This is a genomic window from Streptomyces sindenensis (genome assembly GCF_014649035.1).
Taxonomy (GTDB): domain Bacteria; phylum Actinomycetota; class Actinomycetes; order Streptomycetales; family Streptomycetaceae; genus Streptomyces; species Streptomyces sindenensis.
Genome location: NZ_BMSG01000019.1, coordinates 99,263 through 122,907, shown reverse-complemented (window position 1 = coordinate 122,907; position 23,645 = coordinate 99,263). Strand labels below are relative to the sequence as shown.

Genomic DNA, 23,645 nt, shown 5'->3' with positions numbered 1-23,645 from the left:
CTCAGGCCGCCACCGGCTCGACGGCCCGGGTGAGCCGGAAGACGGACCAGAGCATGTCGATGGGCCGGGTCTCGGAGATGAACGCGAGGCCGTACCGCTCGGCCGACGGCGCGGTGGTGAGCGCCGCCTCCACCCGGCCGGCCCGCGCGGCGAGCGCGGCCGCGCTGGTGGAATCGGTCAGGACGGTCTCCTTGACGCTCATCCCCTCCGGCAGCAGCTGCTCGATCAGCGGTACGGGGGCGGGGTGGCTGGCGATCCGGACCGGCCCGGAGGGAGTGCTGCCCGGCACCACCGCGATGCCGTACAGGGGGGTCCGGTAGTGGTAGGCGCCGACCAGGCTCAGCTCCGTGTTCATGTAGAACTCGGACACGTTGGCGTACGCGTTGGCCACCACCAGCAGATCGGCCGAGCCCTGGAGCACCGCTCTGGACGCGGCTTCGTAGCTGTGGAACAGCGCGGGGGTCTGCTCGACGGAGTCACCGGGGAGCCGCGCTATGAGGTGCGTGGCCGCCAGTTCGCTGCTCGTGCCGGCCGGCCCCAGGGTGGCCACCTTCCAGCCCCTCGCCGTCGTGGGCATGGAGATGTCCAGGAATTTCTGGTCTGTCGGTTGCTGCACTGTCTTCCTTCCACCGGTGCTTGCGGGGAGCGGGGCGTGGGAGTTCATCGGGGCGGCACGGGAGTGAGCCAGGTGGCGTAAGCGGGGCGCCGTCCCCGTACCACCTCGGTGTAGACATCGCCGAGTCGCCGGGTCAGGTCCCCAGCCCGGCCCGTGCCCACCGGGCGGTGGTCGATCGAGGTGACGGGGCAGACCTCGACACCCGTACCGGTGGTGAACACCTCCTGGGCCTCGTCCAGTTCGGCCCGCCCCACCGGCCGTTCCGCGACCGGCAGGCCGAACTCCCGTGCCAGCAGTTCGATCACCGTGGCCCGGGTGATGCCGGGCAGGATGTCGGCGGTGACGGGCGGGGTCGCGATGCGGCCGTCCCGGCCGACGACGAAGACGTTGGACGTGCTCGCCTCGGTGAGGTTGCCGTCGAGACCGAGCATCAGCGCGTCGTCGCAGCCGTCGGCGTACGCCTCCTCCACGGCCAGGGCGTTGTTGGCGTACGTGCCGGTGATCTTGGCCGCCGACGGGATGCTGACGGACGGCACGCGCCGGAAGCTGCTGACCTTGCAGGCCAGACCCTCGCTCGGGACGTAGGGCCCCATCCGCACCGTGGTGAGCGTGAACTGCGCGGAGACCCCGCTCAGCCGGACGCCGAAGGGGGTGCCCGGTTCGAGCGCCAGCTTGTAGGCGAGCGGGCGGATGTAGGTGTCGCCGTCGCAGCCGTTGCGCCGCAGCAGGTCCAGGACGACGCCGCTCAGGTCGTCCACGGTCAGCGGCAGCCGGATCCGCAGCGCGCCGGCGGAGCGCTCCAGGCGTTCCAGGTGCTCACGGAGCCGGAAGACCGACAGACCGGCCGTGTCTTCCCGGGCGTAGGCACGGATGCCCTCGAAGACACCGGTCCCGTAGTGCAGGGCCTGGGTGCTCACGGGCAGGCCGACGGTGTCGGCGCGGACGAACTCCCCGTCGTGGAAGGCGAACCGGGGCGAGGCCACGGCGGTCGTGGTCATCGCGTGCCACGCCCCGCGGCGATCGCCAGGGCGGCCGCCCGCTCGGGCTCCGCGCCGGAGCCGCGCCGGTCGTGGATGCGCGCGGCCTTCCAGCTGACCATCGCGCCCGTGCTGGTGATGGCGTCCATGGAGCCGAGCACGACCTCGCAGGCGACGTGGAAGGCGTCCGCGACGGCCCGCCGGATCGCCACGCGGTCGATGGCGGCCCCGGCCGCCTCGTCGACGGGTTCGAGGTTGACGGTGACGAGGTCCTGGCCGTCGGCCTCGTCGATGAGGAGGAAGTAGTCGATGACACCGCGGATATGGGTGAAGAGCGTCTGTTCGAGGTCGAACGCGGTCACCCGCCGTCTGGCGAGGTGCAGCGCGTCCCGGGTCCGGCCGATCGGCTGCATCACCTCGGAGACCGAACCGGGCTCCGCGAAGAGCCGCACCAGGTCGCCGGTGCGGTACCGCACGAGGGGCTTGGCCCCCCGGTAGAGGTGGGTGACGACGAGCTCGCCCTCCCGTACTCCGCCCACCGCCTCGACCGCCCGCCCGGTGTCGGGGTCGATCACCTCGATGAGGTTGTTCAGGGGAACGGTGTGCAGCCGGCCGTCGGCGTGGCAGGCGGCCATGATCGACGCTTCCTGGGAGGCGTACATGCAGTTGTAGACGGCGGCCGACCACAGCGCGCCCAGGTTCTCGAGCATGGCGGGCGAGGTGAGTTCCCCGAGGGTGAGGATGAGCCGGACGCTCAGGCGGCCGTGGAGGTCGATTCCCGCCGCGCGGGCCGCCTTGGCCAGCGAGATGGCCATGCCGGGGGTGCAGACGATCGCGGTGACGCCGAGCTGTTCGAGGAGCGCCAGCGCGCGCGGGAAGCCGACGACCGGCGAGTGCGGCCACATCTTGACGACGGTGTGGCCCAGGTTGCGCAGTACGTCGCCGAAGGTGTCTCCGGTCGAGTGGAGTTCGGTGGGCCCCATGACCGCGACGACGTGACGCTCGCCGTGCTGGGCGAAGATCTTCTCGTACGCCAGGGTCAGGGCCGTGTTGTTGACGATGGAGTCCCGCTCGTCACGGGGGCACGGGGTGGCCCGGCCGGTCGTTCCGGTCGTCTCGTAGTAGACCCAGGCCCGGTCGATGGGCTGCGACATGACGTCGAACAGATCCGCCCGCAGATCGTCCTTGGTCGTGAACGGCACCGAGGCGAAGTCCTGGGGGCTGACCGGCCCGGCCGCCGGCACCGTCACGCCGCTCAACCGGGCGGCGTAGAAAGCTGAGTTCGCCCGGGCGTAACGGATGGTCTCCGCCGCCCGCTCCATCTGGAGCGAGTGCAGTTCCCCGGGCTGCCAGCCGCCGTCGTGGAGCCGTCGCTGCTCGGCCAGGGTGCTCTGGGCGTAGGCCGCGAGTTCCGGCCTGAAGAGGGTGAACACCGGTGTCCTTTCGATCGGTTGTCATGGAGGTCGGCGAGCATCTGTGGAAGGCGGTCCCGGCGCGGGCCCGGACCGCCCCGATTCATCCGGCCCGGCCGGGCTCGCCGAGCAGCGCGCCCTCGGACCGGTCGAGATCGACCACCACCCAGGTGCTCAGCTCCTTCCAGGCCCGCACTCCGCGCTGGTGGTCCGGGTGGCTCTGGTACCTCTCCAGCGCGGCCCGGTCCGTGAACAGCCCGATGACGGCGAAGTCGTGGGCCGCCTCGCGGGGAGTGGTGTTGCGGCCGACCGACCAGGACCGGATCTCCGGGATGTGCTCGGGGTGCCCGCGCGAGATGCGTTCGGCCTCCACCGCCCGGGGGTCGTCCCAGGTGACGCCCGGAAGGAAGCGGAAACAGACGATGTGGCTGATCATCTCCGTGCCCCGGTCAGCCGGGTACGGGAGCGAGGTCGGCCGCCAGACGCTCGCGGAGGACGGAGATGTCCTCGCAGTCGCTCTCGGCGCGCTCGAAGATGTACCGGCGGTAGATCTCGTCCAGTTCGGCCTTGTCGATCTCCAGCCCCAGCTCGCCCAGAAGGTGGCGCAGCACCGCCCGGCCGGAGTGCCGGCTGATCAGCAGGCTGCGCTCCCTGCCGAACCGGGCCGGCTCGACGTACTCGTACGTCGCCGGGTTGCGGAGCATGCCCGCCTGGTGGATCCCCGCCGCCGTGCCGAACGCGTACTTGCCGAAGATCGCCTTGTTCCGGGGCTCCTCCAGCCGGATGATCTCGCGCAGCCGGTTGTAGACGCTGTAGATGCCCGCCAGGTCGGCCGTGGAGTACAGGCCGATCCGCTCGCCCTTGTAGGCGAGGAAGGCGCAGACCTCCTCCATGGCGGTGTTGCCGGCGCGTTCGCCGATGCCGCCGACCGTGACCTGGACGTCGTCGGCACCGGCCTCCAGCCCCGCGATGGCGTTGGCGGTCGCGACACCGAAGTCGTTGTGGCAGTGCACACCGATGCGCACCGGGGCGGGCGCCCACGACCGGATCCGGGCGATGAGGTCGCCGAACTCCGCGGGGGACGCGCAGCCGGAGGTGTCGGCGACGGGGATGTAGCGGGCCCCGGCCTCCACCGCCCGCTCGGTGAGCTGCTGCAGATAGCCGAGGTCGCCGCGGGTGGCGTCCTCGATGCCCACGGCCACGGTCTCCACCCCGAGGGAGGCGGCGAACCGCGCGGCGTCGACGGCGTCCTCGATCGCCTGCTGCCGGGTGATGCCGAGCTTGTGCTCCAGGTGGATGTCGCTGCCGGTGCCCATGATCTGGAGTACGTGGTTGCGGCCGCCCGCCGCCTGCACCGCCGTCTCGACGTCGTCCCGGCGGGCCCGGGAGAGGGTGGCCACCCGGGCCCGGGAGAGCGCCGCGGACACCGCCTGGGTGGCGTCGAAGTCGTTGGACGAGGACGCCGGGAATCCGGCCTCGATGATGTCCACGCCCAGCGCTTCGATCCGCAGAGCCAGATCGAGTTTGTCCTGGGAGGACATGGCGTTGGCGGGGGCCTGTTCTCCGTCGCGCAGCGTCGTGTCGAATATCTCGATGCGCCGCGGTTCTTTCCTGGTCATTTCTCGGACTCCTTGGATCGAGGAGAGCCGTCGGGGCGCTCCCTGGAACTCCTGCCGTCCTGATGCGCGCGGACCGTTCAGTCGACCGGCCGCACCGGCTGCTCCCATACGACGAATCCGACGGCGCCCTTCGGACTGCGCGGGGTGTGAACGCTGTCCGGTGGCATGACCAGCAGGCTGCCCGCCGGATAAACCCCGTCGTCGGTCTCGATCTCACCCTCGAGAATCCAGATGATCTCGTATCCGGGATGCCGGTGCGGCTGGGCTTTCCCGTTCGGCATGTAGCGGACGATGGCCGCTGCCGGACCGTCCGCGCCGGTTTCCCGCGTCGAGTACAGCGAATGCATTTCCACGCCGACGCGCCCGTCGCGCATCAGCGGCTGGAACTCGTAATCCATGGGGCCGAACGATTTCCCCGGTATGCCTCCGTACAGCTGGGGAAGCGCGTTCGTGCCGTTCTGTTCCGACATGCTCATCCTTCTACTTCCGGTTCTGGGGCGGAGCGGGGTTTCAGTCGCCGACCTTGCCGGGGATGCCGTCGATCCAGGCGTCCCGGTGCGTGTCGGCGGCGGCCTGGTCGGAGAAGGCGTACGTCTTGAGCAGCCACCGGCCGAGCGCACGCGTGGGGTCCTGGACCTCGATCTGCTCCCGGTTGTGCAGGGCGCTCTGGTTGGCGAACGTGAGCACGTCGCCCTGCTGCATGCGGTGCCGCTGCTTGGGCACCCGGGTCAGCGCGTTCTTCAGCGCCAGCAGGGCGTCCTTGGCCTCGACGGGCGCGTCATCGGCGGCCGTGGTGTGGGTGTCGAGGTAGCGCAGCGAGGAGACCCCGCTGAGGATCGGGTGCGACGGCGTGCTGTCGAGTTCGGTGTTGGCGTCGCGGGAGACCACGTCGAACGGGGTGACGAAGTAGGGTTCGCGGAGCACCTGCTGGGTCTCGGCCGACAGCTCGGCCAGGAGCCGCCGCCCGGCGACGAAGCCGGTGTAGACCAGGTCGTCGGGCGGGCAGCGCATGCCCAGCAGCGTGATGTAGTCGGCCCGGACGGGGTGGGCCGTGCGGTCGTTGTGGAACACGACTTCGCCGCCGTTGTAACCCGTCTGCTGTCCCAGATACTTGTTGATGGCGACGACGTCGATGAAGAAGTCCCCGCCGAACCGGTTGGCGTAGGAGAGCAGCGGGGTCCGGGTGATCTGGGCCAGCAGCTCCAGGAATCCCTCGCCGATGAACGTGACCTTCCGGCTCTTCTTCTCGGCGGAGGGGTCCTCGTTGCCGATGTCCGGAAGGTCTTCGTCGACCGGGCAGTTCCGCAGGACATGCGCCTCCGAAACGCCCGAGGAACGTTCCTCCCTGATCCGGTCGGCGGCGCGGAGCAGCCTTTCGGGAACTCCGCCGTCGATCACGAGCTTGGAGACGCGGTCACTGAATGCGAGATAGTCCTCGTAGGGACTCACCTCGACGGTTTCCAGCCTTTCAATGAGCTGCGAGCGTTCACTGTCCGTCAGAACGAGCAGGGCTTCCAAAACCGACTCCCGGAATCGCTTGATGGGGCACGGTTATTCAAGCAACCTGCCGCATTCCCCACATCGGCTGACGGTCGAGACCGGCCTCCACCTATGGAGGATGTGCGTACGGGCACGGGTGGCCCGGGGGCATGGCAAAGAAGGCGCTGACCGCCCCAGCCGGGGTGGTCCGCGCCTTCTTTGTCATGCCCCCGCTCGGGGGCGGGTGTCAGTGGGCGTCGTAGATGCCCCGGTAGTGGCCGAGGGCGGTCTCGTGGATCTTCTCGCCGCTCCAGGAGTCGAAGCGGCCGGGGGAGAGCCGGTCGGGGTCGAGAAGGGCGTCGCCGGTGCCCAGCAGCATGTTCGCGATCTGCCGGCCCACCCCACCGGCGTGGGTGACCCAGGAGGCCTCCGCGAACCACAGACCGGGCACCCCGGCGGCCGGTCCCACGAGGGGCAGTTCGTCGGGGGTGAGAGCGAAGACCCCGTTGAGCCTGCGCCCCAGGGGCGCCTGCCGGAAGGCCGGCACCAGAGCGAGGGCCTCTTCGATCGCTGTACCGAACTCCGCCTCGGGGAAGGGGAGTTCGGCGGAGGCCAGCTCCGGGCCCGGGGTGAGGGGCAGTGCGGTGTGGGCGTAGCTGCCCAGCCCGTACCGGCGGCCGTGGCGGCGGGTGTAGACCGCCTGGTCCGGGTAGCGGACGATCGGGGTGTCCAGCGGGGTGTCGTCGAGCCCGGGCAGTTCGGCGGTGAACACATAGGGGTGCTGGACGTCGACCATGGGGAGCCGCACCCCCGCCTGCGCCGCCAGGACCGGGCCCCAGATGCCGGTGGCGAGCACGACCCGGTCGGCCGGGATCAGTCGGGCGTCCTCGCCCGCCCGGACGCCGACCACCGCGCCGCGCTCGATCTCCAGCCCGCGTACCGCCGTGTTCCAGTGGAAGCGGACCCCACCGCGCTCGGCGGCGTCGACCAGGGCATGGGTGAGCGCCGCCGGATCCGCGGCCCCGTCGGCCGGGATGTACAGCGCCCCCAGGGCCTTCTCCGCGTCGACCAACTCCGGTGCCAGCGCGGCGGCTTCGGCCGCGCCGATCACCCGCGCCCCGATGCCGAGGGCCCGGCCGTGCTCGACGTCGCGGTGGGACTGCTCCAGACGGTCGGGGCCGGTCGCGATCTCCAGGCAGCCGACCTGCCGGAAGACCGGCACGGGCGCGGTGCGCGAGAGCTCCAGGTAGGTGGCGACGCTGTCCTTCGCCAGCACGGCCAGTTCCTCGGTGGCGCTGAGCTGCCCGACGAACCCGGGTGCGAGCCCCGTGGATCCGGGCAGGGTGGCCCGGTCACGGGCATCCAGCACCGTCACCCGGTCGTGTCCCAGCTCGGCGAGGTGATGGGCCACCGAGGCCCCCACCACTCCGGCGCCGACGACCAGGATCTCTTCCGTAGCCATGACTCTCCGTCCTCGGTATCCACTTCGATATACCCGCCGTGCGGGTGTGGATCAATTTTGGCGGCAGTGATGCTATGTTTCGCGAACATCGTTCGGCAATACCGATTGCGAGTGAAGCAATGGTGCAATCTGTTCAGCGTGCGGTGCACATTCTACGAGAGCTGGCCACCGCCGGTCCTCGTCTGGGTGTCACGGAACTCGCGGCTCGGATCGGGGTATCAAAACCGACCGTGCACGCGCTGCTGCGCACCCTGGAAGCGGAGGGGCTGGTACGCCAGGAAAGGGAGACCAACAAGTATCTCCTCGGTTCCGGCCTGCTCCGCCTCGGCAACGCGTACCTGGAGACCCAGGAACTCCGGTCGCGCACCCTTCCCTGGGCCGACGCCCTCGCCGAACGCACCGGCGAAGCCGTCTGGGTCGCCGTACTGGACAACGACCGGTACGTCCTCGTCGTGCATCACGTGCTCCGGCGGGGGAGCGGCGTACAGATCCTGGAACTCGGCGCCAGCATTCCCTGGAACACCTGCGCGCTCGGCAAGGCGATCGTGGCCTTTCTGCCGCAGCAGGAGCAGGAAGCCCTGCTCCAGGGCGAGTTGGCCAGGCTGACCGGACAGAGTGTCGCGGACCCCGGCACGCTCTCGGCCCAGCTGGAAGAGGTGCGCCGGGTCGGCTACGCCCAGGAGGACCAGGAAAGCGTGCTGGGCGAAGCCGCGATCGCCTCACCGGTGTTCGAGCGGCACGGGTATCTGGCGGGCGCCATCGGCATCGTCGGCCCGGTCGAACGGCTGCTGGCGGACGACCGTCAGCAGTACGCGGTGTCCGTGCGCGAGGTCGCGACCCTGCTCTCCCGCGAGCTCGGAGCGGGCCGGGGCGTCGCCTGGCAGGCCCGGCCCGAGAACTCCGCCCCGCCGGCCCCGTAGGGCGAAGCGCCCCGCCCCGGGACGGCTTGACGCCGTCCCGGGGCGGGGCGCTGCCCGCACGGTCCGTGCCTCAGGAACCCAGCAGGCGTGCGACGTCGACCAGCCGGTGCGAGAAGCCGGACTCGTTGTCGTACCAGCCGAAGATCTTGACGTGGCGTCCGTCGCCGGTGACCGTCGTCAGCTTCGAGTCGAAGATGCAGGACGCGGGGTCGCCGACGATGTCGGTGGAGACCAGGGGGGCGTCCGTGTGGCGCAGGACGCCGGCCAGCGGACCGGCCGCCGCGTCGGCGAACAGCCCGTTGATCTCTTCGACGGTCGTCGGCCGGGAGGTGTACGCCGACAGGTCGGTCAGCGACCCGACCGGGACCGGTACGCGCAGGGACAGACCGGCCAGCCTGCCGTTCAGCTCGGGCAGCACGGCGCCGATGGCCTTGGCCGCACCGGTCGACGTGGGCACGATGTTGAGGGCGGCCGAACGGGCCCGGCGCGGGTCCTTGTGCGGCCCGTCCTGGAGGTTCTGGTCCTGTGTGTACGCGTGCACGGTGGTCATCAGGCCGTGTTCCAGGCCGACTCCCTCGTGCAGCACCTTGGCGAGGGGCGCCAGGCAGTTCGTGGTGCACGAGGCGTTGGAGACGATGTGGTGGGCCGCCGGGTCGTAGTCCTGGTGGTTGATTCCGTACGCGAGGGTGATGTCCTCGTTCGTCGCGGGGGCCGAGATGAGGACCTTCCGCGCGCCGGCCTCGAGGTGCGCCCTGGCCTTGGTGCCGTCGGTGAAGATGCCGGTCGACTCGACCACGACGTCGACGCCCAGCTCGCCCCAGGGCAGCTTGCCCGGGTCGCGCTCCGCGTGGACCGCGATCTTCCGGCCGTCGATGACCAGGGAGTCGCCGTCGGCCTCGACCTGGGCGTCGAGCCGGCCCATGGTGCTGTCGTAGGAGAGCAGATGCGCGAGCGTCGCCGCGTCCGTGAGGTCGTTCACCGCCACGACGTCGAGGTCGGTTCCCCCGGTGAGCGCGGCTCGCAGGAATCCGCGGCCGATGCGGCCGAACCCGTTGATGGCGACCTTGGTGCTCATGTCTTTCTCTTTTCTCTCTGTGGCCGAATGCGTCATGACCGGACGCATCGTGCGGGAACCGAAATCGAGACAGAATTCGGGGAAGCAGCCGGATCCGGAGAAGCGGCCGGTTCTATTTGCGTGCCGCGAGCAGAACTCCGACACCGCCGAGAACCAGCCCGAAGATCGCGGAAAGGTTGAGCGTCTGGCCGATGATCAGCCAGGCGAGCAGGGCCGTGACGGCGGGGGTGAGGAAGAAGAGCGTGCCCACCCGGTTCGCGGCCTGCTTCTTGAGCATGAAATTGAGCAGCAGGAACGTGCCCACGGAATTGATGAGGACGATCCAGGCCAGCGATCCGCCGAACGCGCCCCAGTCGGTGACCTCGGGATCCTCCAGCGTCAGGGTCAGGATTCCCATCACCGGGGCGCTGGCGAGGAAGTGCACGGCCGTGCTGCTGCGGACGTCGGCTCCCGGGGTGAACCGCTTCTGATAGACGGTGCCCACACTCAGCCCGAGGAGTCCGATGAAGGACAGCACGATCGCGCTGACGGAGAAGTGCAGCGCTCCGCCGACCGCGAGCAGCACCCCGGCGCCACCGATGACGAAGCCCAGCCACTGGCGTCCGGTGATCTTCTCGCCCAGGAACATGCCGGCCAGCAGGGCGATCAGCACGGGGTTGAACCCCTGGATCAGCGCCACGACGCCCCCGGGCAGCCCCGCGCCGATGGCCGTGTAGAAGGCGCCGAACTGCACCGCCTGCATCAGGAGGCCGACGACGACGACATGCAGGAGCAGCCGCCCCCGCGGCCAGGACGATCCGCTCACCCCGGCGATCACCGCGAGCAGGACGCCGGCGATCGCGAAGCGGGCGAACGTCAGCAGGAGGGGCGGTGCCGCGTCGGTGCCGAGCACGGCCGCGATGAACGCGCTGCTCCACAGGACCACGAAGACGGCCGGGACCGCAGCTGTGGCCCAGGGCGGCGGCGGGGCGGCGGTGGGCTGCTCCGCCGGAGCAGTCTTCAGATCGTCGCGTTGCATGGCGGAGACGCCTCCCACGGGGAAAAGTAACCGTACAGACAGGTTCGCTGGAACCCTACCGAGCTGTGGATCAACCAGTCAATGTGGTTACCCTGACGGCATGAACTTCGCATTTGTCAGTGGCAGCGTGGCCCTTGACTTCGTCGGAACGGTGCAGGCCCGACGCGATGCCCCGCTGGACCTCCTGACCACATCGGCCGATCTGTCCGCCTGGTGCGCCGCCTCGGGGGTTCTCGACGACCCGCCGACGGCGACGCACACCGACCTGGAGGCGGCGGTGGATCTGCGGGAAGCCGTCTACCGCCTGTTTCTCGCCTCGGCCTCCGGCTCTCCGTACGTCCCGGAGGACTGCGCCGTGGTGAACCTCGCCGCGGCCCCCAATCCGGCCCGCGTCGAACTGCTGCCGGACGGCGCGGTGAAGCGCCACGGCGAGGTCGACGCCGCCCTTTCAGTAGTGGCCCGGGACGCCGTGGAACTGCTCCTCCAGTCGGCCCACCCGGTGAAGGAGTGCTCCGCGCCGCGCTGCACACGCCTCTATGTCGACCGCTCGCACCGCGGCTCGCGGCGGTGGTGCGACATGACCCGGTGCGGCAACCGCGCCAAGGCGGCCATGTACCGCGCGCGCCACGCCTGAGCGGTCCCGGTGGAGCCGCCGGGCGTGCGGGCCGTCTTCCCGTACGTACGCCGGCTTCACCGGGCGGTCCTGGCGGAAGCCGGGGCCGCCACCCGGGCCAGTGACCGGAAGAGGAGCGTGGTGGACGCGGCGCCCGGGTCCATGTGCCCGACGCTGCGATGCCCGAGGTAGGACGCCCGCCCCTTGCGCGCCTGCATCGGGATCGTGGACCAGGCCCCGGCCGCGGCGGCCGACGCCGCTGCCGACACGGCTGCGCCGAGATTCCCCGCCCGGACGGAACGGAAGGCCGTCAGCGCCGGGGTGAAGGCGTCCACCATCGTCTTGTCGCCCGGTGCCGCGGCGCCCAGCCGGACGATCGCGTCGAGCCCGGCCGCGAGCGCGTCCCCGAACTGCGCGGCGTCGGCCCCGGTCACCGGCAGTGCGGTTCCCATCGCGGTGAAGGCGCCGCCGTACAGCACCCCGGAGGCCCCTCCGACATGGGCTCTGATCAGCGCTCCCGATTCCCGCAGCACTTCGCCGGGAGCATCCGGAATTTCGCCCGATTCCAGCCATCGGCGAACGCGGGAGAGCCCTCGGTGGAGGTTGACTCCATGATCCCCGTCGCCTATGGCCGAGTCCAGGGTGGTCAGACGGTCTTTCTCTGCAAGGGCTGCCTCTTCGAAAGCCAGGAGCCAGGATTGAGCAAGCGCTCTGTCCACACGGTTTCCTTCACTTGCGACGGTGGTGGGGGAACGCCGCCCCTCGACCACATTGTCAAGCGACACCGCGGGATGTTCATGTGAATGGCTGGAATCAGACCGGTCGTTTACTCTAGTGCGTCACTCCGGCGCGAACAACGGGCCGCCGAGTAAAGAGAAAGCCAAACGGCTTCTCAGGGATTAAATCCGGGCGCTCTCCGATAATTTTCAGCCAGAATTGCCGGAAGGGCTGGCATGCGTGGCGAGAGCCTGCGTGCACCTGAACTCTATTCAGCATTGCTGAACAAGATTCCGAGAACTAGGCTCCCGTCCGTCAACCGAGCATCCTCGTGAAGGGCGTACCCATGTCTCTGGAGCGTGATCTTCTCGGCGCCGGCCGGCCCACCGACGAAAAGGTGCGGGTCCTGGTGGCGGACGGCGACCCGGCATCGCGCCATGTCCTCACCCGTGTCCTGCGCAGATCGGGGCACCTCGATGTGGTGGCCGCCATCGGCAGTCAACAGCCCCTGCACCAGTGGCCCTTGGGCGGCGCCGATGTGGTGGTGCTGGTGTCCGCCCCGCACGAGAACACCATGGACCGGGTGCGCCTCCTGGCCTCGCGCGAGGCGCGCGTGCTGCTCATCGGCACCGACTGGAACAAGTACCGTCTCGACGCCGCCTTCGCGGCCGGCGCCACCGGCTGCCTGGCGAAGGACCTCGGGCCGGCCGGAGTCGCGGCCGCCGTCCGCGCGGTCGCCTCCGGACACACCGTCCTCTCTCCGGAGTTGCGCGCCCTCTATGTCCAGCGCCCGCCCGCCCCTTCGGGCTGCCAGGCCGACGGAGCCGAGGAACTGCTGCCCACGCTCACCTCCCGCGAGCAGGAGGTGCTGAGGAATCTGGCCGAGGGCATGTCGACAGCCGAGACCGCGGCCCGGCTGCGCGTCTCGCCCGCCACGGTCAAGAGCCATGTCTCCCACGTCCTCACCAAGCTGGGCGCCCGCAACCGCCTTGAAGCCGTCCTGCTGTTCCAGCGCTCGTGCGAACGCGCCGCGGAGACGGTGCTGGGCGGCCACCGCTCCGCCATGGCCGGCTGACGGCGAACAGGGCCCCTCCCCCTCCTCGTCCATCGGCGGATGACGGGGTCCGCCCGGGCATGGATGATCGCAGCGTGCTCGAGCTCTGCCAGGGGCAGCACCCCTGGCAGTACGACCTAGGGGGAGGCCGCCATGGCTGGTATCGAGTTGATCGAGCGTGAACGCAGCACAGGACTCAGGGTGAGGGTCCTGCTGATCGAACAGGATCCGATATCGCGCCACGTCCTGACCGCGATCCTCGAACGTGACGACCAGATGGAGGTCGTCTCCGCGGACGACCCGGAGGACGACGACGCGGTCGACATGGCCGCACACGCCGAGGCCGTCATCGTCTCCATCGGCCCCGGCCAGGACATCCCGGCGTTCGTCGCCGAACTGACCGCGCGTCACGGCAAACGCGTCCTGCTCGTCAGCAGCAGCTGGTCCGGCCGGCTGCTGGACTCCGCGCTGGCCGCAGGCGTCACGGGGTGCCTGCTGAAGGAGGCCGCGATGCCGAACCTGGTGGGAGCGGTCCGGGCCGTGAGCGCCGGACTCTCGGTGATCTCGCCGCAGATCCACCGGCGCGTGATGCGACGCGAGGCGGGATGGGACGCGTCGGCGACGCGGGAGCGGCCCGGCGAACCGCCCATGACCCGGCTGGTCGAATCGCTGTCCCCGCGGGAGCGCCAGGTCCTGTGGCTGCTCGCCGAGAGCCGGACCACGTCCGAGGTGGCCGACCAGCTGCGGATCTCGCCGACCACGGTGAAGAGCCATGTGTCCAACGCCCTGACCAAGCTCGGTGCCCGCAACCGGGTCCAGGCCGTCCTGGCCGTACGGGAGTTCATGGCCCGGGACGCGGAGCCACCCTCGGGGTCAGCCCGCGTCCCGGGCCGGTCTCACTGCTCTCCCCGGTACATCTCCGCCACGAGGAAGGCCAGATCCAGCGACTGACGGCGATTGAGCCGGGGGTCGCAGACCGTCTCGTAGCGCAGGGGGAGCTGGTCGACGTGCACCTCGTCGCCACCGCCCACGCACTCGGTCACGTCGCTGCCGGTCAACTCCACATGGATGCCGCCCGGGTGGGTGCCCAGCGAGCGATGGGTCTCGAAGAAGCCTCTGACCTCGTCGAGCATCGCGTCGAGGCTGCGCGTCTTGTATCCGCCGGCGGTCTTGAAGGTGTTGCCGTGCATCGGGTCGCAGATCCAGGCGACCTGGGCACCGCTCGCGCTGACCTTCTCCACGAGAGGGGGCAGCGCGTCGCGGACCTTCTCCGCGCCCATCCTGGTGATGAAGCTGAGCCGGCCCGGCTCGCGGTCCGGATCGAGCTTGTCGATCAGCGCGAGGACCTCGTCCGCCGACACGCCGGGGCCGAGCTTCACCGCGATGGGGTTGCGTACCGTCGAGGCGAACGCGACGTGCGCTCCGTCGAGTTGACGGGTGCGCTCGCCGATCCAGAGCATATGGGCGGAGGTGTCGTAGAGGTCACCGCCGCGCGAGTCCACCCGGGTCAGGGCTGCCTCGTAGTCGAGGATCAGGGCCTCGTGGCTGGAGTAGAACTCGACGTCGTCCAGGGCGTCGGGATGCGCCCCGCACGCCTTCATGAAGGCCAGGGCCCGGTCGATCTCCCGGGCCAGCCGCTCATAGCGCTCGCCGCTGGCGGACAGCGCCACGAAGTCCTGATTCCAGGCGTGGACCTGGTCCAGTGCCGCGTATCCGCCGGCGGTGAAGGCGCGCACGAGGTTCAGCGTGGCGGCGGACGCGTTGTACATGCGCCGCAGCCGCTCGGGGTCGGGCGTGCGGGAAGCGGCCGTGAAATCCGGGCCGTTGACCGAATCGCCGCGGTAGACCGGAAGGGTCACCCCGTTCCGGGTCTCGGTGTCCTGGGACCGCGGCTTGGAATACTGGCCGCCCATGCGGCCGACCTTGACCACGGGCACCGATCCCGCATAGGTCAGCACCACGGCCATCTGGAGAATCGTCTTGAGCGTGTTACGGATGTTGTCGGCCGAGACGGCGGCGAAACTCTCCGCGCAGTCGCCGCCCTGGAGGAGAAATGCCTCCCCCCTCGCGACGGCCGCCATGCGCGTACGCAACTGGTCGCACTCGCCCGCGAAGACCAGCGGGACCGCGGTCGACAGATCGGTGAGAACGGAGGTCAGGGCCTCGGAATCCGGCCAAGAAGGCTGCTGGGCGGCGGGTTTGGCACGCCAGGAATCGCGGACGGGTTCATTTTTTGTCATGTTCGGAATGTGCGGTAGACGACTACCGCCACTTCCTTCCTCGGAACCAACAGGATCGCGGTTGACAGGCTGATCCAAGCAGCGGCCGCGTGGTACCCGCATCGGCGCACGGACGAGTTTTCCCTGCGCTTATGGGGGAGGGGTTCCGTCCCGTCCCGGCGGGGCGGGGCACTTCTCGTCTCGCCGCCGAGCCGGACGCCCCCACCCGTATCAAGAATCCAGCACGCGTGTCACCAACGTCCCGGGACAGCACAGCTGGGGCAGTTCGATCGGTCCGTAGCGCGCGTATGGCTCCCGCCGCATCAGAGCGTCGTACCGGTCTGCTGCCGAGAAGTGCCAGAACTCGGTCCCGTAGTTCGTAAAGCCCGCGCCGTCCATGGCGTTGAGCAGGAGGGTGCGGTGGTAGCGCGCCTGGTCGCCGAGGTTCGGGGCGTGCGTGAAGCAGGCCCCGTCGCTCTCCTCGGGGGAGGCGTTGACGCGGGTGCCGAGGTCGAGTTCGTGGCCGTCCTGGTCGACGAGGGTCACGTCCACGGCCGCGCCCGCGGAGTGGGGCGCGATCTCCGGCGGCGACACGAACCGGCCGGCGGCGTGGTGCAGTTGCTCAGCCTCCCAGTCCGGGTGAGCGACGGCCGGCTCGTCCCGGTACGCGGTGAAGTAGCGCTCCTGGAGAGCCAGCGGCCGGTAGCCCTCGATGAAGAGCAGATCGGTGCCTGCGGGCAGGAGCGAACGGGCGTGCTGCAGCCGTGCCAGGACGCCCTCGCGGACGTGGGCGTACGCGCCCAGCGGATCCTGCTCGCGGGGATCGACGCGGAAGCCGTGATCACGCACGTCGACGAGCGGCTCCCCGCACTCGCGCACCGGAATCGCCGCTACGCGCGGATCGGACATCAGTACCGGGTTCATCGCGTCTCCCTGTGACGGCCTGCGCCGGGCCTGCCTGGCAGGGGCGGCAGCAAACGGATCGGTGTCGCGCACGATCCGGGCGACGGACTCCCGCAGGGTGCTGTCGGCCCGGATCACGGTCTCCAGCCCACCCGGCAACAAGTCGAGCTCCCGGTACCAGGAGGTGAGGTGGGCGTCCGTGACCTGTTCCAGGTACGCGGCGTCCGCCTTCGAGGCGTGCCGGGCCAGCGTCACCTCCAGCGGTACGTCGAGGTAGTAGCAGGCCGAGACGCCGCGGTGGTCCCGAACCAGCGACGTGATCATGTGGCTGTAGCGGTCGGCGTACAGAATCCCTTCGAGCACCACGTGAAAGCCGGCGTTCAAGGCTTCGCGAGCGATGCTGCCCAGCAGGGCGATGTTGGCACCGCGAGCGGTGTCGTGTTCCCTGAGCACGTTCCGGCGGATCACGTCCTGGCTCACGATCGCGATCCCGCGGCCGTGGTGATCTCGCAGGCCCTGGGCCACGCTGGACTTGCCTGACGCAGAGTTGCCGCGGATCACCACGAGGCGAGTGTCCGGACGGCCGACCGCAGCCGTAGTGGATGTGTGACGGTGTGCGCGGTCCGGTGTACCGGTCATGCGGGCCAGCCCGTCTCGCTGTACGGCTCCCCGTTCCGGATCTTCCCGATGGCCACCCTGGTGTAGGGGACGAGGTCGTCGGGGAGCGCGTTCGGGTCCCAGAACGCCCACTGGGTGCACTTCTCCGGCTCGCGCAGCTCCGGCTCGCCGCTCCAGGCGCGGGCGCGGAAGAACAGACCCATGCGGGGCCGGTCCCCGGCCTTGTCGATGTGGTGGACGACGTGGACGAGTTCGACGTCCTGGCGCTCGATGTGGAGGCCGGCTTCTTCCCGTGCCTCTCTGATCAGGCAGGTGATGGCGTTCTCCTGCTCGCAGTGGCCGGCGAGGACGTGCCAGGTGGACGGCGCGAACGTGGAGCCGGGGTGGCGCAGCCCGAGCAGCACGGCTCCATCGGGCCTTTCCAGGTAGAGATGGACGCCGATCACGTTGAGGACCGTGCCGTGCGGTGGAGCTGGACATTCCTCCTTCTCCGGTGGGAGCCCGCTCCGGGACGTGGTGCTGGCCGGGCGGCTGGCGGAGTGCCGTCGCACCAGGTCGCTGGTGGTATCGGTGATACGGAGGCGGTGGAGGTCCTCCGGGGCGAACCAGGCGAGCATCACCCCTTCCGTCAAACGGAGTTCGCCGGGATCGCCGTTCCAGCGGCCGGCATAGATGGCGATGGGCACGGTTCCGCCGGCGTCGTCGGAGGCGTACTCGGTGCCGAACGGGGTCAGGTCGGCGATGTCGAGGCCGGCTTCCTCGGCCAGTTCACGCCGCGCGGTGTGTTTCAGGGTGGGGTCCTGGGGTTCTCGTCCGCCGCCCAGCAGGGACCACATGCCCGGCTCCCGGATCAGGCCGGGGAAGGAGTCGCGCAGGTGGAGCAGGTACTCGCCGCGGTCGTTGTAGAGCAGAACGGAGGCGTTGGCCGCTTCTTGTCCGACGGTCAGCGGGACCTTGAGCAGCTTCTCGCGCAGGGAGGGGGAGACCACCTTGTCCACGGTCCGCCACTCGATGCCGCCGACCTCTTCCTCCTGCAGCACGACCGGCGGTGCGGTCTCGGCACGCAGGCGGAAGAGGAACCGGAGGTCGAAGTGCTGGTGGCCCGGTTCGCCTTTGCCCGGGCGGGCGTCGATGTCGTGGATGTCGATGTCGAGCGGCACCGTCTCGTAGCCGGGCCACGGCGTGACGGCCTGGGGCGGAATCCCTGTCTCCTCGTGCAGTTCCCGCAGGGCCGTTGCTCGCAGGGACTCATCAGCGGGCTCGCTGTGTCCACCCGGCGGGAGGACCTTGCCGCTGGCCAGGTGCAGCACGTGCAGGACGCGGCCGAGCGAATCGACGACGATCGCGCCGCAGGTGACGTGCCCGGTGAAGGTGGAGCGGCTGGCGATGTCGGTGGGACGTCCGAGGGCGTCCAGGAAGGCGCCGAGCCGCTCACGCTCGTGAGGGTGGCGCGTGAGGTAGGTCTCGACGGTGGTGCGGATGTGGTCGTGCGACAGCGGCATGGGGTTACCTCAGAGGTGCATGAAGCGGGATGAGACGGGGCGGGTGTTTGATCAGCTGAGCCGCACCCCCTCCGTGGGGATCTCCTCGATGGCGGCGGCACGAGCGGCGGGAAGGCCCCAACGCTCGCGCGCCGTCTCCGCGGCGAGCTGGGCCTGCCGCTCTCCGGGCGGGCCCCATTCCCGCAGGGCGGCTGCCTGGGCAGGGGGGGGCGAGCATGCGTGCGAAGGGGCGGACTTCGGTCAGGGGGAGTCGGGCTTCCTCGGCGGCTTCGCGGTGGAGGGTGGCCTCCGGTGTGACGTCCGTCTTCTCCACGGTGCCGCCAGGCAGCATCGGCAGGGCGCCCCGAGGAAGCGATCTCGCGTCGACAGGCGTCGTGCGGGTGTTCGCCGAGTTCCACGACCCCGCCGGGAAGCAGCCACCGGTCGGAGAGGCCACGGGCACTGCCTTTCGGAGGGTTCGCCGGGAGATGCACGGCGAGGGGCGGGCACCAGTCATGAGGCGATTCCGGCGTCGCAGCTCCCACCAGGGCCGGCGGAACTGGAGCCCACCCCTGGCTCCGTGCTCCGGTGCGACCACGTCGGCGTACCGCGGGCCGGCGCCGGTGACGGGTGGTGCGGCCGTCGTCGGAGGCGGCGAGGGGCAGCACGGATCCTCCTTGGTGTGGGCTCCTCCCGCCGTACGACGCGAGGGGCGAGGCGATCAGCGGTCCTGAGAGAGTTCCAGAAGCTCCGCAAACGTCCCGCCGCCGTGGACGAGGTCTTCGTACCGGCCCTGTTCGGTGATCCGGCCGTGCTCCATCACGACGATGTGGTCGGCGACCTTGGTGTTCTCCAGGCGGTGGGTGACCACGATGGTGATGCGGTCGGCGGCGACGGCCTTGATCTGCTCGAAGATCTGATGCTCACCTCGCGGGTCCATCTGCGAGGTCGGCTCGTCCAGGATCAGCAGTTCGGGCTTGCGATAGAGGGCTCTGGAGGCGGCAACGCGCTGCCACTGCCCGCCGGAGAGTTCCGAGCCGCCGAAGATGTCCCGGGCGAGGAGGGTGTCGAGGCCCGAGGGGAGGTCGTCGATGGCTTCGCGCAGCCCGACCGCGTCGATGGCCTCCCACACCGGGCCGTCGTCGTGGGCGCGGGGCTGGCCGAGGGTGACGTTCTCGCGGACCCGCAGCGGCCACTGGGCGAAGATCTGCGGCACCAGGCCGGTGCGCTGCCAGACGGCACGGGGATCGGCATCGGCGAGGTCGGTGCCGTTCCATGTCACGACGCCCTTGTCGGGGAGGTAGATCCCGGTGAGCAGCCGGGTCAGGGTGGATTTGCCCGAGCCGTTCGCTCCGACGATCGCGAGGATCTGGCCGCGCTTGAGGGTGAGGGAGACGCCGTCGACGGCCGGCTTGTCCTTCTCGGGGTACTGGTAGACGACCTCGTCGAGCTTGATCTCGTCGACCGGGGCGGCGAGTTGGCGGTGGCCCCGCTTCGGCGCGCGGGCGGCGGCGTCGTCGAGGAAGTTCTGCATGTCGCCCAGGTAGAGGCTGGTGTGGAAGACGGCGGCCCCGTTGATCACGAGGTTGGAGAGGGCGGCGAGCGTGGTCTGAACGGCGATGAAGGCCGTGGCAGTGATGGCGGGCTCGATCCGGCCGAGGGCCGTGAGCCACGCGAGGGCGCCCCAGGTCGCGAGGAGGAAGACACCGCCGGCCAGTGAGCAGAGCAGGGCGATGCGCAGGGTCCGCGGGGCGGCGGCCAGGGTCCGTCGGTCGCACCGCTCGGACAGGGCCCGGTACCAGTGGACGAGGTAGTCGGTCATCGAGTTGGCGCGGACTTCGTCGCCGTACCGTGACGTGGTCGCCCACCAGCGCATCATGCCCCGTACGTTGCGGTCGCTGATGTTGGCGTAGTGGATCTCGTAGTCGACCCGGGCGTTCAGCAGGGCGCCGATGCCCGCGGGGAGAACGGCGAGCAGGAGCAAGGGCAGCAGCATCACGTGCAGCACCGACAGGACGCCGGCGGCGGTGACCATGCGGATCAGCGCGGACATGAAGCGCTGGGCGTCGGTGACCATGACGTGGGTGCGGGTCACTCCCATCTCCGCCGCCTCCTGCCGGTCGGAGAATCCGTCCCGCGCGTACGCCGCGGCCTCGACCCTGCAGACCGCCTCGACCAGTGCGACGTCCATCTGCGAGGTGAGCAGGGGAGTGATCCGCCGTTCCGCGTAGGTGGCCACCGCGCTCGCGGTACGGCCCAGGGCGGCTGCCAACGCCACCACGAGGAGCGCCGGCAGAGCTGTGCGCAGCCCGTCGGCGAAGGGTTCGGGACCGAGAATGGGGCCCATGGCCCGGGCGGTCGCGGTCAGCAGGACCGCCGCCGAGAGGCCGGTCAGCACCTGGCACCCGATCAGGAGCCGTACGGCCCCGCGGTCGGTCCGCCACGAGAGCCGGGCGATCCTCCCCAGCACGGCCGGGATCTGCGCGCACATCCGTCGGAACGACGCCGTGGCGAGCGGGTTCACGGAGTACTGGCCGCTGTAGGTGATCTCCGCCGGTGGCGGTGGGGGAGGAGGGGTGAACGTCTGACTTTTGTGAGCATCGGCCACGGCTGCTGGTCCCCCTGCATCGTCGGTTGGACGCTGTCGGGAGTTCAACGACAGCACGGAAATGTCGAACGCACGTGTTTGAGACGAGCTGGATTCCGCATAGCCGCGGGAGGCATGGCGAGTGCGCGATGCACCGACCCGTGCCCCGCACGGATGCGGGATGAATCCCGGATGGCCGAAATGCTGTCGGTCATAGCGACCTTGGTCGGAGGAGCACTCGCCGCCGTGCCGAGACCTCGGCAGGAGCGGTCGGGCGCGCACCCTGCCGCACGAGGCCGGCCGTCGTGCTTCGGCACACCTGCGCCTCGATCGATGTGGGAAGCCGGAGAGGCCGTCGTGACCCTGGCTCGGTGGCTCGGACATCCCTCGCCTGCGATCACCCTCGGTTACTATGCTCACTTCATGCCGGAGGCCGGCAGCAAGGGGCGCGGCACCATCGACGGTCTGCCCGGGGAGCGCGGGGATCGGCTTGCCGGCCGAAACTCCCCGGATTCTCCCCAGTGCTGGTGAGTCGTGATCCCTGCCTCTACGCTCCGGAGAAGCCTTCCGCGGATTGCAAGGCTGAAGAGATAGGTAGCCTGGGAAAATGCTGGAAGAAGTCGTAGCGACCCGCTATGTCACGCCCTTGCGGGAGGGTGGCTCGCTCCCCGGGATCGTCGAGGCCGACGACCTCGGCACGTACGTCATGAAGTTCACCGGGGCCGGACAGGGCCGCAAGACGCTTGTCGCCGAGGTCATCTGCGGCGAGCTGGGCCGCCGGCTCGGGCTGCGGGTGCCGGAGCTGGTGACCATCGAGCTGGATCCGGTCATCGGTCTGGCCGAGCCGGACCAGGAGGTGCAGGAGCTGCTCAGGGCGAGCGGCGGCCTGAATCTCGGCATGGACTATCTGCCGGGCTCGTTCGGGTTCGATCCGCTCGCCTACGAGGTCGGGGCGGCCGAGGCCGGGCGTATCGTCTGGTTCGACGCGCTGATCAACAACGTGGACCGCTCCTGGCGCAACCCCAACCTGCTCGTCTGGCACGGCGACCTCTGGCTCATCGACCACGGCGCGACCATGATCTGGCACCACAACTGGCCGGGCGCACAGGCATCCGCCGCCAAGCCGTACAACGCCTCGGACCACGTCCTGGCCCCCTTCGGGCCCGACATCGCGGCCGCGGCCGCCGAGCTCGCCCCGCTGGTCACCGAGGAACTGCTCACCGAGGTCGCCGCCGACGTACCGGACGTCTGGCTGGCCGACGAGCCCGGCTTCGGCTCCGCCGACGAGGTGCGCCGGGCCTATGTCGCCCCGCTGCTCGCGCGGGCCGCGACCATCCACGAGCGGATCACGCTGGACGCGCCCACCGCCACCCGGCCCTCCCAGGCCCCGGGCTGGCTCACCGACCGGCTGCCACCCCGGCGGAAGCGGGCCGCGGACGACGACCGCGCCGCTGTGGCCGCCCGTACCGGCGAGGAGGGCGGCCGATGACGCGGCGCGATGTCTTCGAGTACGCGCTCCTGCGCGTCGTGCCCCGGGTCGAGCGGGGGGAGTGCTTCAACGCCGGTGTGCTCGTCTACTGCCGGGCCCACTCGTTCGTGGCCGCCCGGACGTACCTCGACGAGGCGAAGCTGAAGGCGCTGGACCCGGACGCCGACGTCGCCGGGGTGCGGGCCGCCCTGCGCGCCGTCGAAGGGGTCTGCGGCGGCGGTGCGGAGGCCGGTCAGGCGGCGGGCGACGACGCCGGGCGGCGGTTCCGCTGGCTCATCGCCCCGCGCTCCACGGTCGTCCAGCCCGGGGCCGTGCACAGCGGGCTGACCACCGACCCGGCCGGTGAGGTGGAACGGCTGCTCGACCTCCTCGTGCGCTGATCCGCGCCCCGGTGGGACCACGACGGCACAGCGGCGGACGCTCCCGCCCGGTGTGACGTACGGCCCGCCGGGGCGTGCGCCGTTGACACCGGGTGCCAGGGCTTCTAGCGTCACGTCTGCTGAAGGTACTAAGCGGTTGCTCAGCAATCGAGGGTCTTGCTGCCAGGGAGTGTCAGGGACTGGCAGGGAAGCGCCCCGATGTCCGCTGGGCCGCTATCCAAGGGCGAGGAGAACCAAGCATGTCCACCACCGAGCAGCGCGTCGCCATCGTGACGGGAGCGGCGCGGGGCATCGGCGCCGCCACCGCCGTACGCCTCGCGGCCGAAGGCCGCGCCGTCGCCGTACTCGATCTCGACGAGGCGGCCTGCAAGGACACGGTCGAGAAGATCACCGCCGCCGGGGGCACCGCGCTGGCCGTCGGCTGCGACGTGTCGGACGCCGGTCAGGTGGAGGCCGCCGTCGCGCGGGTCGCCGCCGAGCTGGGCGCGCCGACGATCCTCGTGAACAACGCCGGCGTGCTCCGCGACAACCTGCTGTTCAAGATGAGCGAGTCCGACTGGGACATTGTGATGAACGTGCACCTCAAGGGCGCGTTCCTGATGGCCAAGGCCGTCCAGGCCCACATGGTCGAGGCCAAGTTCGGCCGGATCGTCTCGCTCTCCTCCTCCTCTGCCCTCGGCAACCGGGGCCAGGCCAACTACTCCGCGGTCAAGGCGGGCCTCCAGGGCCTCACCAAGACGCTCGCCAAGGAACTCGGCAAGTTCGGCGTCACCGCCAACGCCGTCGCGCCCGGCTTCATCGTCACCGAGATGACCGCGCAGACCGCCGAGCGTGTCGGCATGGGCTTCGAGGAGTTCCAGGCGGCGGCCGCCACCCAGATCCCCGTCCAGCGCGTCGGCCGTCCCGAGGACGTCGCCAACGCCATCGCCTTCTTCGCGGGCGACGACGCGGGCTTCGTCTCCGGCCAGGTCATGTACGTGGCCGGCGGACCCCTCAACTGATCCGA

General features: G+C 70.1%; 23 protein-coding genes. 7 read left to right on the top strand and 16 right to left on the bottom strand.

Going from position 1 to position 23,645, the window contains the following annotated elements; genetic code table 11:
* Position 1 precedes the first annotated feature (1 nt).
* The 8 genes from IE145_RS21120 to IE145_RS21085 form a co-directional block, all read right to left on the bottom strand.
* Positions 2-616, bottom strand: coding sequence for a prephenate dehydratase domain-containing protein (locus IE145_RS21120; RefSeq protein ID WP_229825715.1), 615 nt, complete (start codon positions 614-616; stop codon positions 2-4).
* A gap of 44 nt (positions 617-660) precedes the next feature.
* Positions 661-1,614, bottom strand: a complete 954-nt coding sequence (locus IE145_RS21115; protein WP_189527020.1) for a branched-chain amino acid transaminase — start codon at positions 1,612-1,614, stop codon at positions 661-663.
* Positions 1,611-3,026 carry a phenylacetate--CoA ligase family protein gene (locus IE145_RS21110; protein WP_189527019.1) on the bottom strand — a complete coding sequence of 472 codons (1,416 nt, stop codon included), beginning with the start codon at positions 3,024-3,026 and terminating at the stop codon, positions 1,611-1,613. Before IE145_RS21110 ends, IE145_RS21115 begins: the two co-directional genes overlap by 4 nt.
* 82 nt (positions 3,027-3,108) lie before the next feature.
* A complete protein-coding gene (locus tag IE145_RS21105) occupies positions 3,109-3,441 on the bottom strand; it encodes a Dabb family protein (protein ID WP_189527018.1) in 333 nt (110 codons plus the stop codon).
* A gap of 13 nt (positions 3,442-3,454) precedes the next feature.
* The gene (locus IE145_RS21100) at positions 3,455-4,624 is read right to left on the bottom strand and encodes a LeuA family protein (protein ID WP_189527017.1); all 1,170 of its coding nucleotides are present in this window, start codon (positions 4,622-4,624) and stop codon (positions 3,455-3,457) included.
* A 77-nt stretch (positions 4,625-4,701) separates the two neighbouring features.
* Positions 4,702-5,094 carry a cupin domain-containing protein gene (locus IE145_RS21095; RefSeq protein ID WP_189527016.1) on the bottom strand — a complete coding sequence of 131 codons (393 nt, stop codon included), beginning with the start codon at positions 5,092-5,094 and terminating at the stop codon, positions 4,702-4,704.
* A gap of 40 nt (positions 5,095-5,134) precedes the next feature.
* A complete protein-coding gene (locus IE145_RS21090) occupies positions 5,135-6,073 on the bottom strand; it encodes a TauD/TfdA family dioxygenase (protein ID WP_229825713.1) in 939 nt (312 codons plus the stop codon).
* Positions 6,074-6,350: 277 nt separating this feature from the next.
* On the bottom strand, positions 6,351-7,565 hold the full coding sequence (locus tag IE145_RS21085) for an NAD(P)/FAD-dependent oxidoreductase (RefSeq protein ID WP_189527015.1): 1,215 nt from the start codon (positions 7,563-7,565) through the stop codon (positions 6,351-6,353).
* Positions 7,566-7,639: 74 nt separating this feature from the next.
* On the opposite strand from IE145_RS21085, the gene IE145_RS21080 reads away from it, so the two are divergent.
* Positions 7,640-8,485: an IclR family transcriptional regulator gene (locus tag IE145_RS21080; protein ID WP_308427828.1), complete on the top strand. Its 846-nt coding sequence runs from the start codon at positions 7,640-7,642 to the stop codon at positions 8,483-8,485.
* Between the two features lie 70 nt (positions 8,486-8,555).
* Here the strand turns inward: IE145_RS21080 and gap are convergent, their stop codons facing one another.
* Complete coding sequence (gene gap, locus IE145_RS21075) at positions 8,556-9,560, bottom strand: type I glyceraldehyde-3-phosphate dehydrogenase (protein WP_189527013.1); 1,005 nt, start codon at positions 9,558-9,560, stop codon at positions 8,556-8,558.
* A gap of 112 nt (positions 9,561-9,672) precedes the next feature.
* Positions 9,673-10,578, bottom strand: a complete 906-nt coding sequence (locus tag IE145_RS21070; RefSeq protein ID WP_189527012.1) for a DMT family transporter — start codon at positions 10,576-10,578, stop codon at positions 9,673-9,675.
* 100 nt (positions 10,579-10,678) lie between these two features.
* On the opposite strand from IE145_RS21070, the gene IE145_RS21065 reads away from it, so the two are divergent.
* Complete coding sequence (locus IE145_RS21065; RefSeq protein WP_189527011.1) at positions 10,679-11,212, top strand: CGNR zinc finger domain-containing protein; 534 nt, start codon at positions 10,679-10,681, stop codon at positions 11,210-11,212.
* A 56-nt stretch (positions 11,213-11,268) separates the two neighbouring features.
* Here the strand turns inward: IE145_RS21065 and dhaL are convergent, their stop codons facing one another.
* A complete protein-coding gene (dhaL, locus tag IE145_RS21060; RefSeq protein WP_189527010.1) occupies positions 11,269-11,910 on the bottom strand; it encodes a dihydroxyacetone kinase subunit DhaL in 642 nt (213 codons plus the stop codon).
* Positions 11,911-12,254: 344 nt separating this feature from the next.
* Between dhaL and IE145_RS21055 the strand changes: the two genes are divergently transcribed.
* Together IE145_RS21055 and IE145_RS33450 are read left to right on the top strand one after the other, a co-directional pair.
* On the top strand, positions 12,255-12,983 hold the full coding sequence (locus IE145_RS21055) for a response regulator transcription factor (RefSeq protein WP_189527009.1): 729 nt from the start codon (positions 12,255-12,257) through the stop codon (positions 12,981-12,983).
* Between the two features lie 132 nt (positions 12,984-13,115).
* Entirely contained in the window at positions 13,116-13,913 is a 798-nt protein-coding gene (locus IE145_RS33450; protein WP_229825712.1) for a response regulator transcription factor, read from the top strand.
* Here the strand turns inward: IE145_RS33450 and IE145_RS21045 are convergent.
* From IE145_RS21045 to IE145_RS21025, 5 genes are all read right to left on the bottom strand, one after another.
* The gene (locus IE145_RS21045) at positions 13,859-15,202 is read right to left on the bottom strand and encodes a class II 3-deoxy-7-phosphoheptulonate synthase (RefSeq protein WP_189527008.1); all 1,344 of its coding nucleotides are present in this window, start codon (positions 15,200-15,202) and stop codon (positions 13,859-13,861) included. The two genes, IE145_RS33450 and IE145_RS21045, sit on opposite strands and share 55 nt — an antisense overlap.
* Before the next feature lie 210 nt (positions 15,203-15,412).
* A complete protein-coding gene (locus IE145_RS21040) occupies positions 15,413-16,609 on the bottom strand; it encodes a M15 family metallopeptidase (RefSeq protein WP_229825724.1) in 1,197 nt (398 codons plus the stop codon).
* A 110-nt stretch (positions 16,610-16,719) separates the two neighbouring features.
* On the bottom strand, positions 16,720-18,204 hold the full coding sequence (locus IE145_RS21035) for an NUDIX domain-containing protein (protein ID WP_189527006.1): 1,485 nt from the start codon (positions 18,202-18,204) through the stop codon (positions 16,720-16,722).
* A 4-nt stretch (positions 18,205-18,208) separates the two neighbouring features.
* Positions 18,209-18,535 carry an NUDIX domain-containing protein gene (locus IE145_RS21030; RefSeq protein WP_229825723.1) on the bottom strand — a complete coding sequence of 109 codons (327 nt, stop codon included), beginning with the start codon at positions 18,533-18,535 and terminating at the stop codon, positions 18,209-18,211.
* A 369-nt stretch (positions 18,536-18,904) separates the two neighbouring features.
* Entirely contained in the window at positions 18,905-20,674 is a 1,770-nt protein-coding gene (locus tag IE145_RS21025; protein WP_229825722.1) for an ATP-binding cassette domain-containing protein, read from the bottom strand.
* A 703-nt stretch (positions 20,675-21,377) separates the two neighbouring features.
* Between IE145_RS21025 and IE145_RS21020 the strand changes: the two genes are divergently transcribed.
* The 3 genes from IE145_RS21020 (at position 21,378) to fabG (ending at position 23,640) form a co-directional block, all read left to right on the top strand.
* Complete coding sequence (locus IE145_RS21020) at positions 21,378-22,259, top strand: HipA family kinase (RefSeq protein ID WP_189527004.1); 882 nt, start codon at positions 21,378-21,380, stop codon at positions 22,257-22,259.
* On the top strand, positions 22,256-22,639 hold the full coding sequence (locus tag IE145_RS21015) for a DUF3037 domain-containing protein (protein ID WP_189527003.1): 384 nt from the start codon (positions 22,256-22,258) through the stop codon (positions 22,637-22,639). The genes IE145_RS21020 and IE145_RS21015 overlap by 4 nt, the downstream gene beginning before the upstream one ends.
* A gap of 239 nt (positions 22,640-22,878) precedes the next feature.
* Positions 22,879-23,640: a 3-oxoacyl-ACP reductase FabG gene (fabG, locus tag IE145_RS21010; RefSeq protein WP_006122981.1), complete on the top strand. Its 762-nt coding sequence runs from the start codon at positions 22,879-22,881 to the stop codon at positions 23,638-23,640.
* Positions 23,641-23,645 lie beyond the last annotated feature (5 nt).

Excerpts from the sequence above, each read along its gene's own strand:
- IE145_RS21115 (WP_189527020.1), bottom strand. The coding sequence starts at position 1,614 with ATGACCACGACCGCCGTGGCCTCGCCCCGGTTCGCCTTCCACGACGGG.
- IE145_RS21105 (WP_189527018.1), bottom strand. The coding sequence starts at position 3,441 with ATGATCAGCCACATCGTCTGTTTCCGCTTCCTTCCGGGCGTCACCTGG.
- IE145_RS21100 (WP_189527017.1), bottom strand. The coding sequence starts at position 4,624 with ATGACCAGGAAAGAACCGCGGCGCATCGAGATATTCGACACGACGCTG.
- IE145_RS21095 (WP_189527016.1), bottom strand. The coding sequence starts at position 5,094 with ATGTCGGAACAGAACGGCACGAACGCGCTTCCCCAGCTGTACGGAGGC.
- IE145_RS21085 (WP_189527015.1), bottom strand. The coding sequence starts at position 7,565 with ATGGCTACGGAAGAGATCCTGGTCGTCGGCGCCGGAGTGGTGGGGGCC.
- IE145_RS21080 (WP_308427828.1), top strand. The coding sequence starts at position 7,640 with ATGTTTCGCGAACATCGTTCGGCAATACCGATTGCGAGTGAAGCAATG.
- gap (WP_189527013.1), bottom strand. The coding sequence starts at position 9,560 with ATGAGCACCAAGGTCGCCATCAACGGGTTCGGCCGCATCGGCCGCGGA.
- IE145_RS21070 (WP_189527012.1), bottom strand. The coding sequence starts at position 10,578 with ATGCAACGCGACGATCTGAAGACTGCTCCGGCGGAGCAGCCCACCGCC.
- IE145_RS21065 (WP_189527011.1), top strand. The coding sequence starts at position 10,679 with ATGAACTTCGCATTTGTCAGTGGCAGCGTGGCCCTTGACTTCGTCGGA.
- IE145_RS21055 (WP_189527009.1), top strand. The coding sequence starts at position 12,255 with ATGTCTCTGGAGCGTGATCTTCTCGGCGCCGGCCGGCCCACCGACGAA.
- IE145_RS33450 (WP_229825712.1), top strand. The coding sequence starts at position 13,116 with ATGGCTGGTATCGAGTTGATCGAGCGTGAACGCAGCACAGGACTCAGG.
- IE145_RS21045 (WP_189527008.1), bottom strand. The coding sequence starts at position 15,202 with ATGACAAAAAATGAACCCGTCCGCGATTCCTGGCGTGCCAAACCCGCC.
- IE145_RS21035 (WP_189527006.1), bottom strand. The coding sequence starts at position 18,204 with ATGCCGCTGTCGCACGACCACATCCGCACCACCGTCGAGACCTACCTC.
- IE145_RS21030 (WP_229825723.1), bottom strand. The coding sequence starts at position 18,535 with ATGCTGCCTGGCGGCACCGTGGAGAAGACGGACGTCACACCGGAGGCC.
- IE145_RS21025 (WP_229825722.1), bottom strand. The coding sequence starts at position 20,674 with ATGTGCGCGCAGATCCCGGCCGTGCTGGGGAGGATCGCCCGGCTCTCG.
- IE145_RS21020 (WP_189527004.1), top strand. The coding sequence starts at position 21,378 with ATGCTGGAAGAAGTCGTAGCGACCCGCTATGTCACGCCCTTGCGGGAG.
- IE145_RS21015 (WP_189527003.1), top strand. The coding sequence starts at position 22,256 with ATGACGCGGCGCGATGTCTTCGAGTACGCGCTCCTGCGCGTCGTGCCC.
- fabG (WP_006122981.1), top strand. The coding sequence starts at position 22,879 with ATGTCCACCACCGAGCAGCGCGTCGCCATCGTGACGGGAGCGGCGCGG.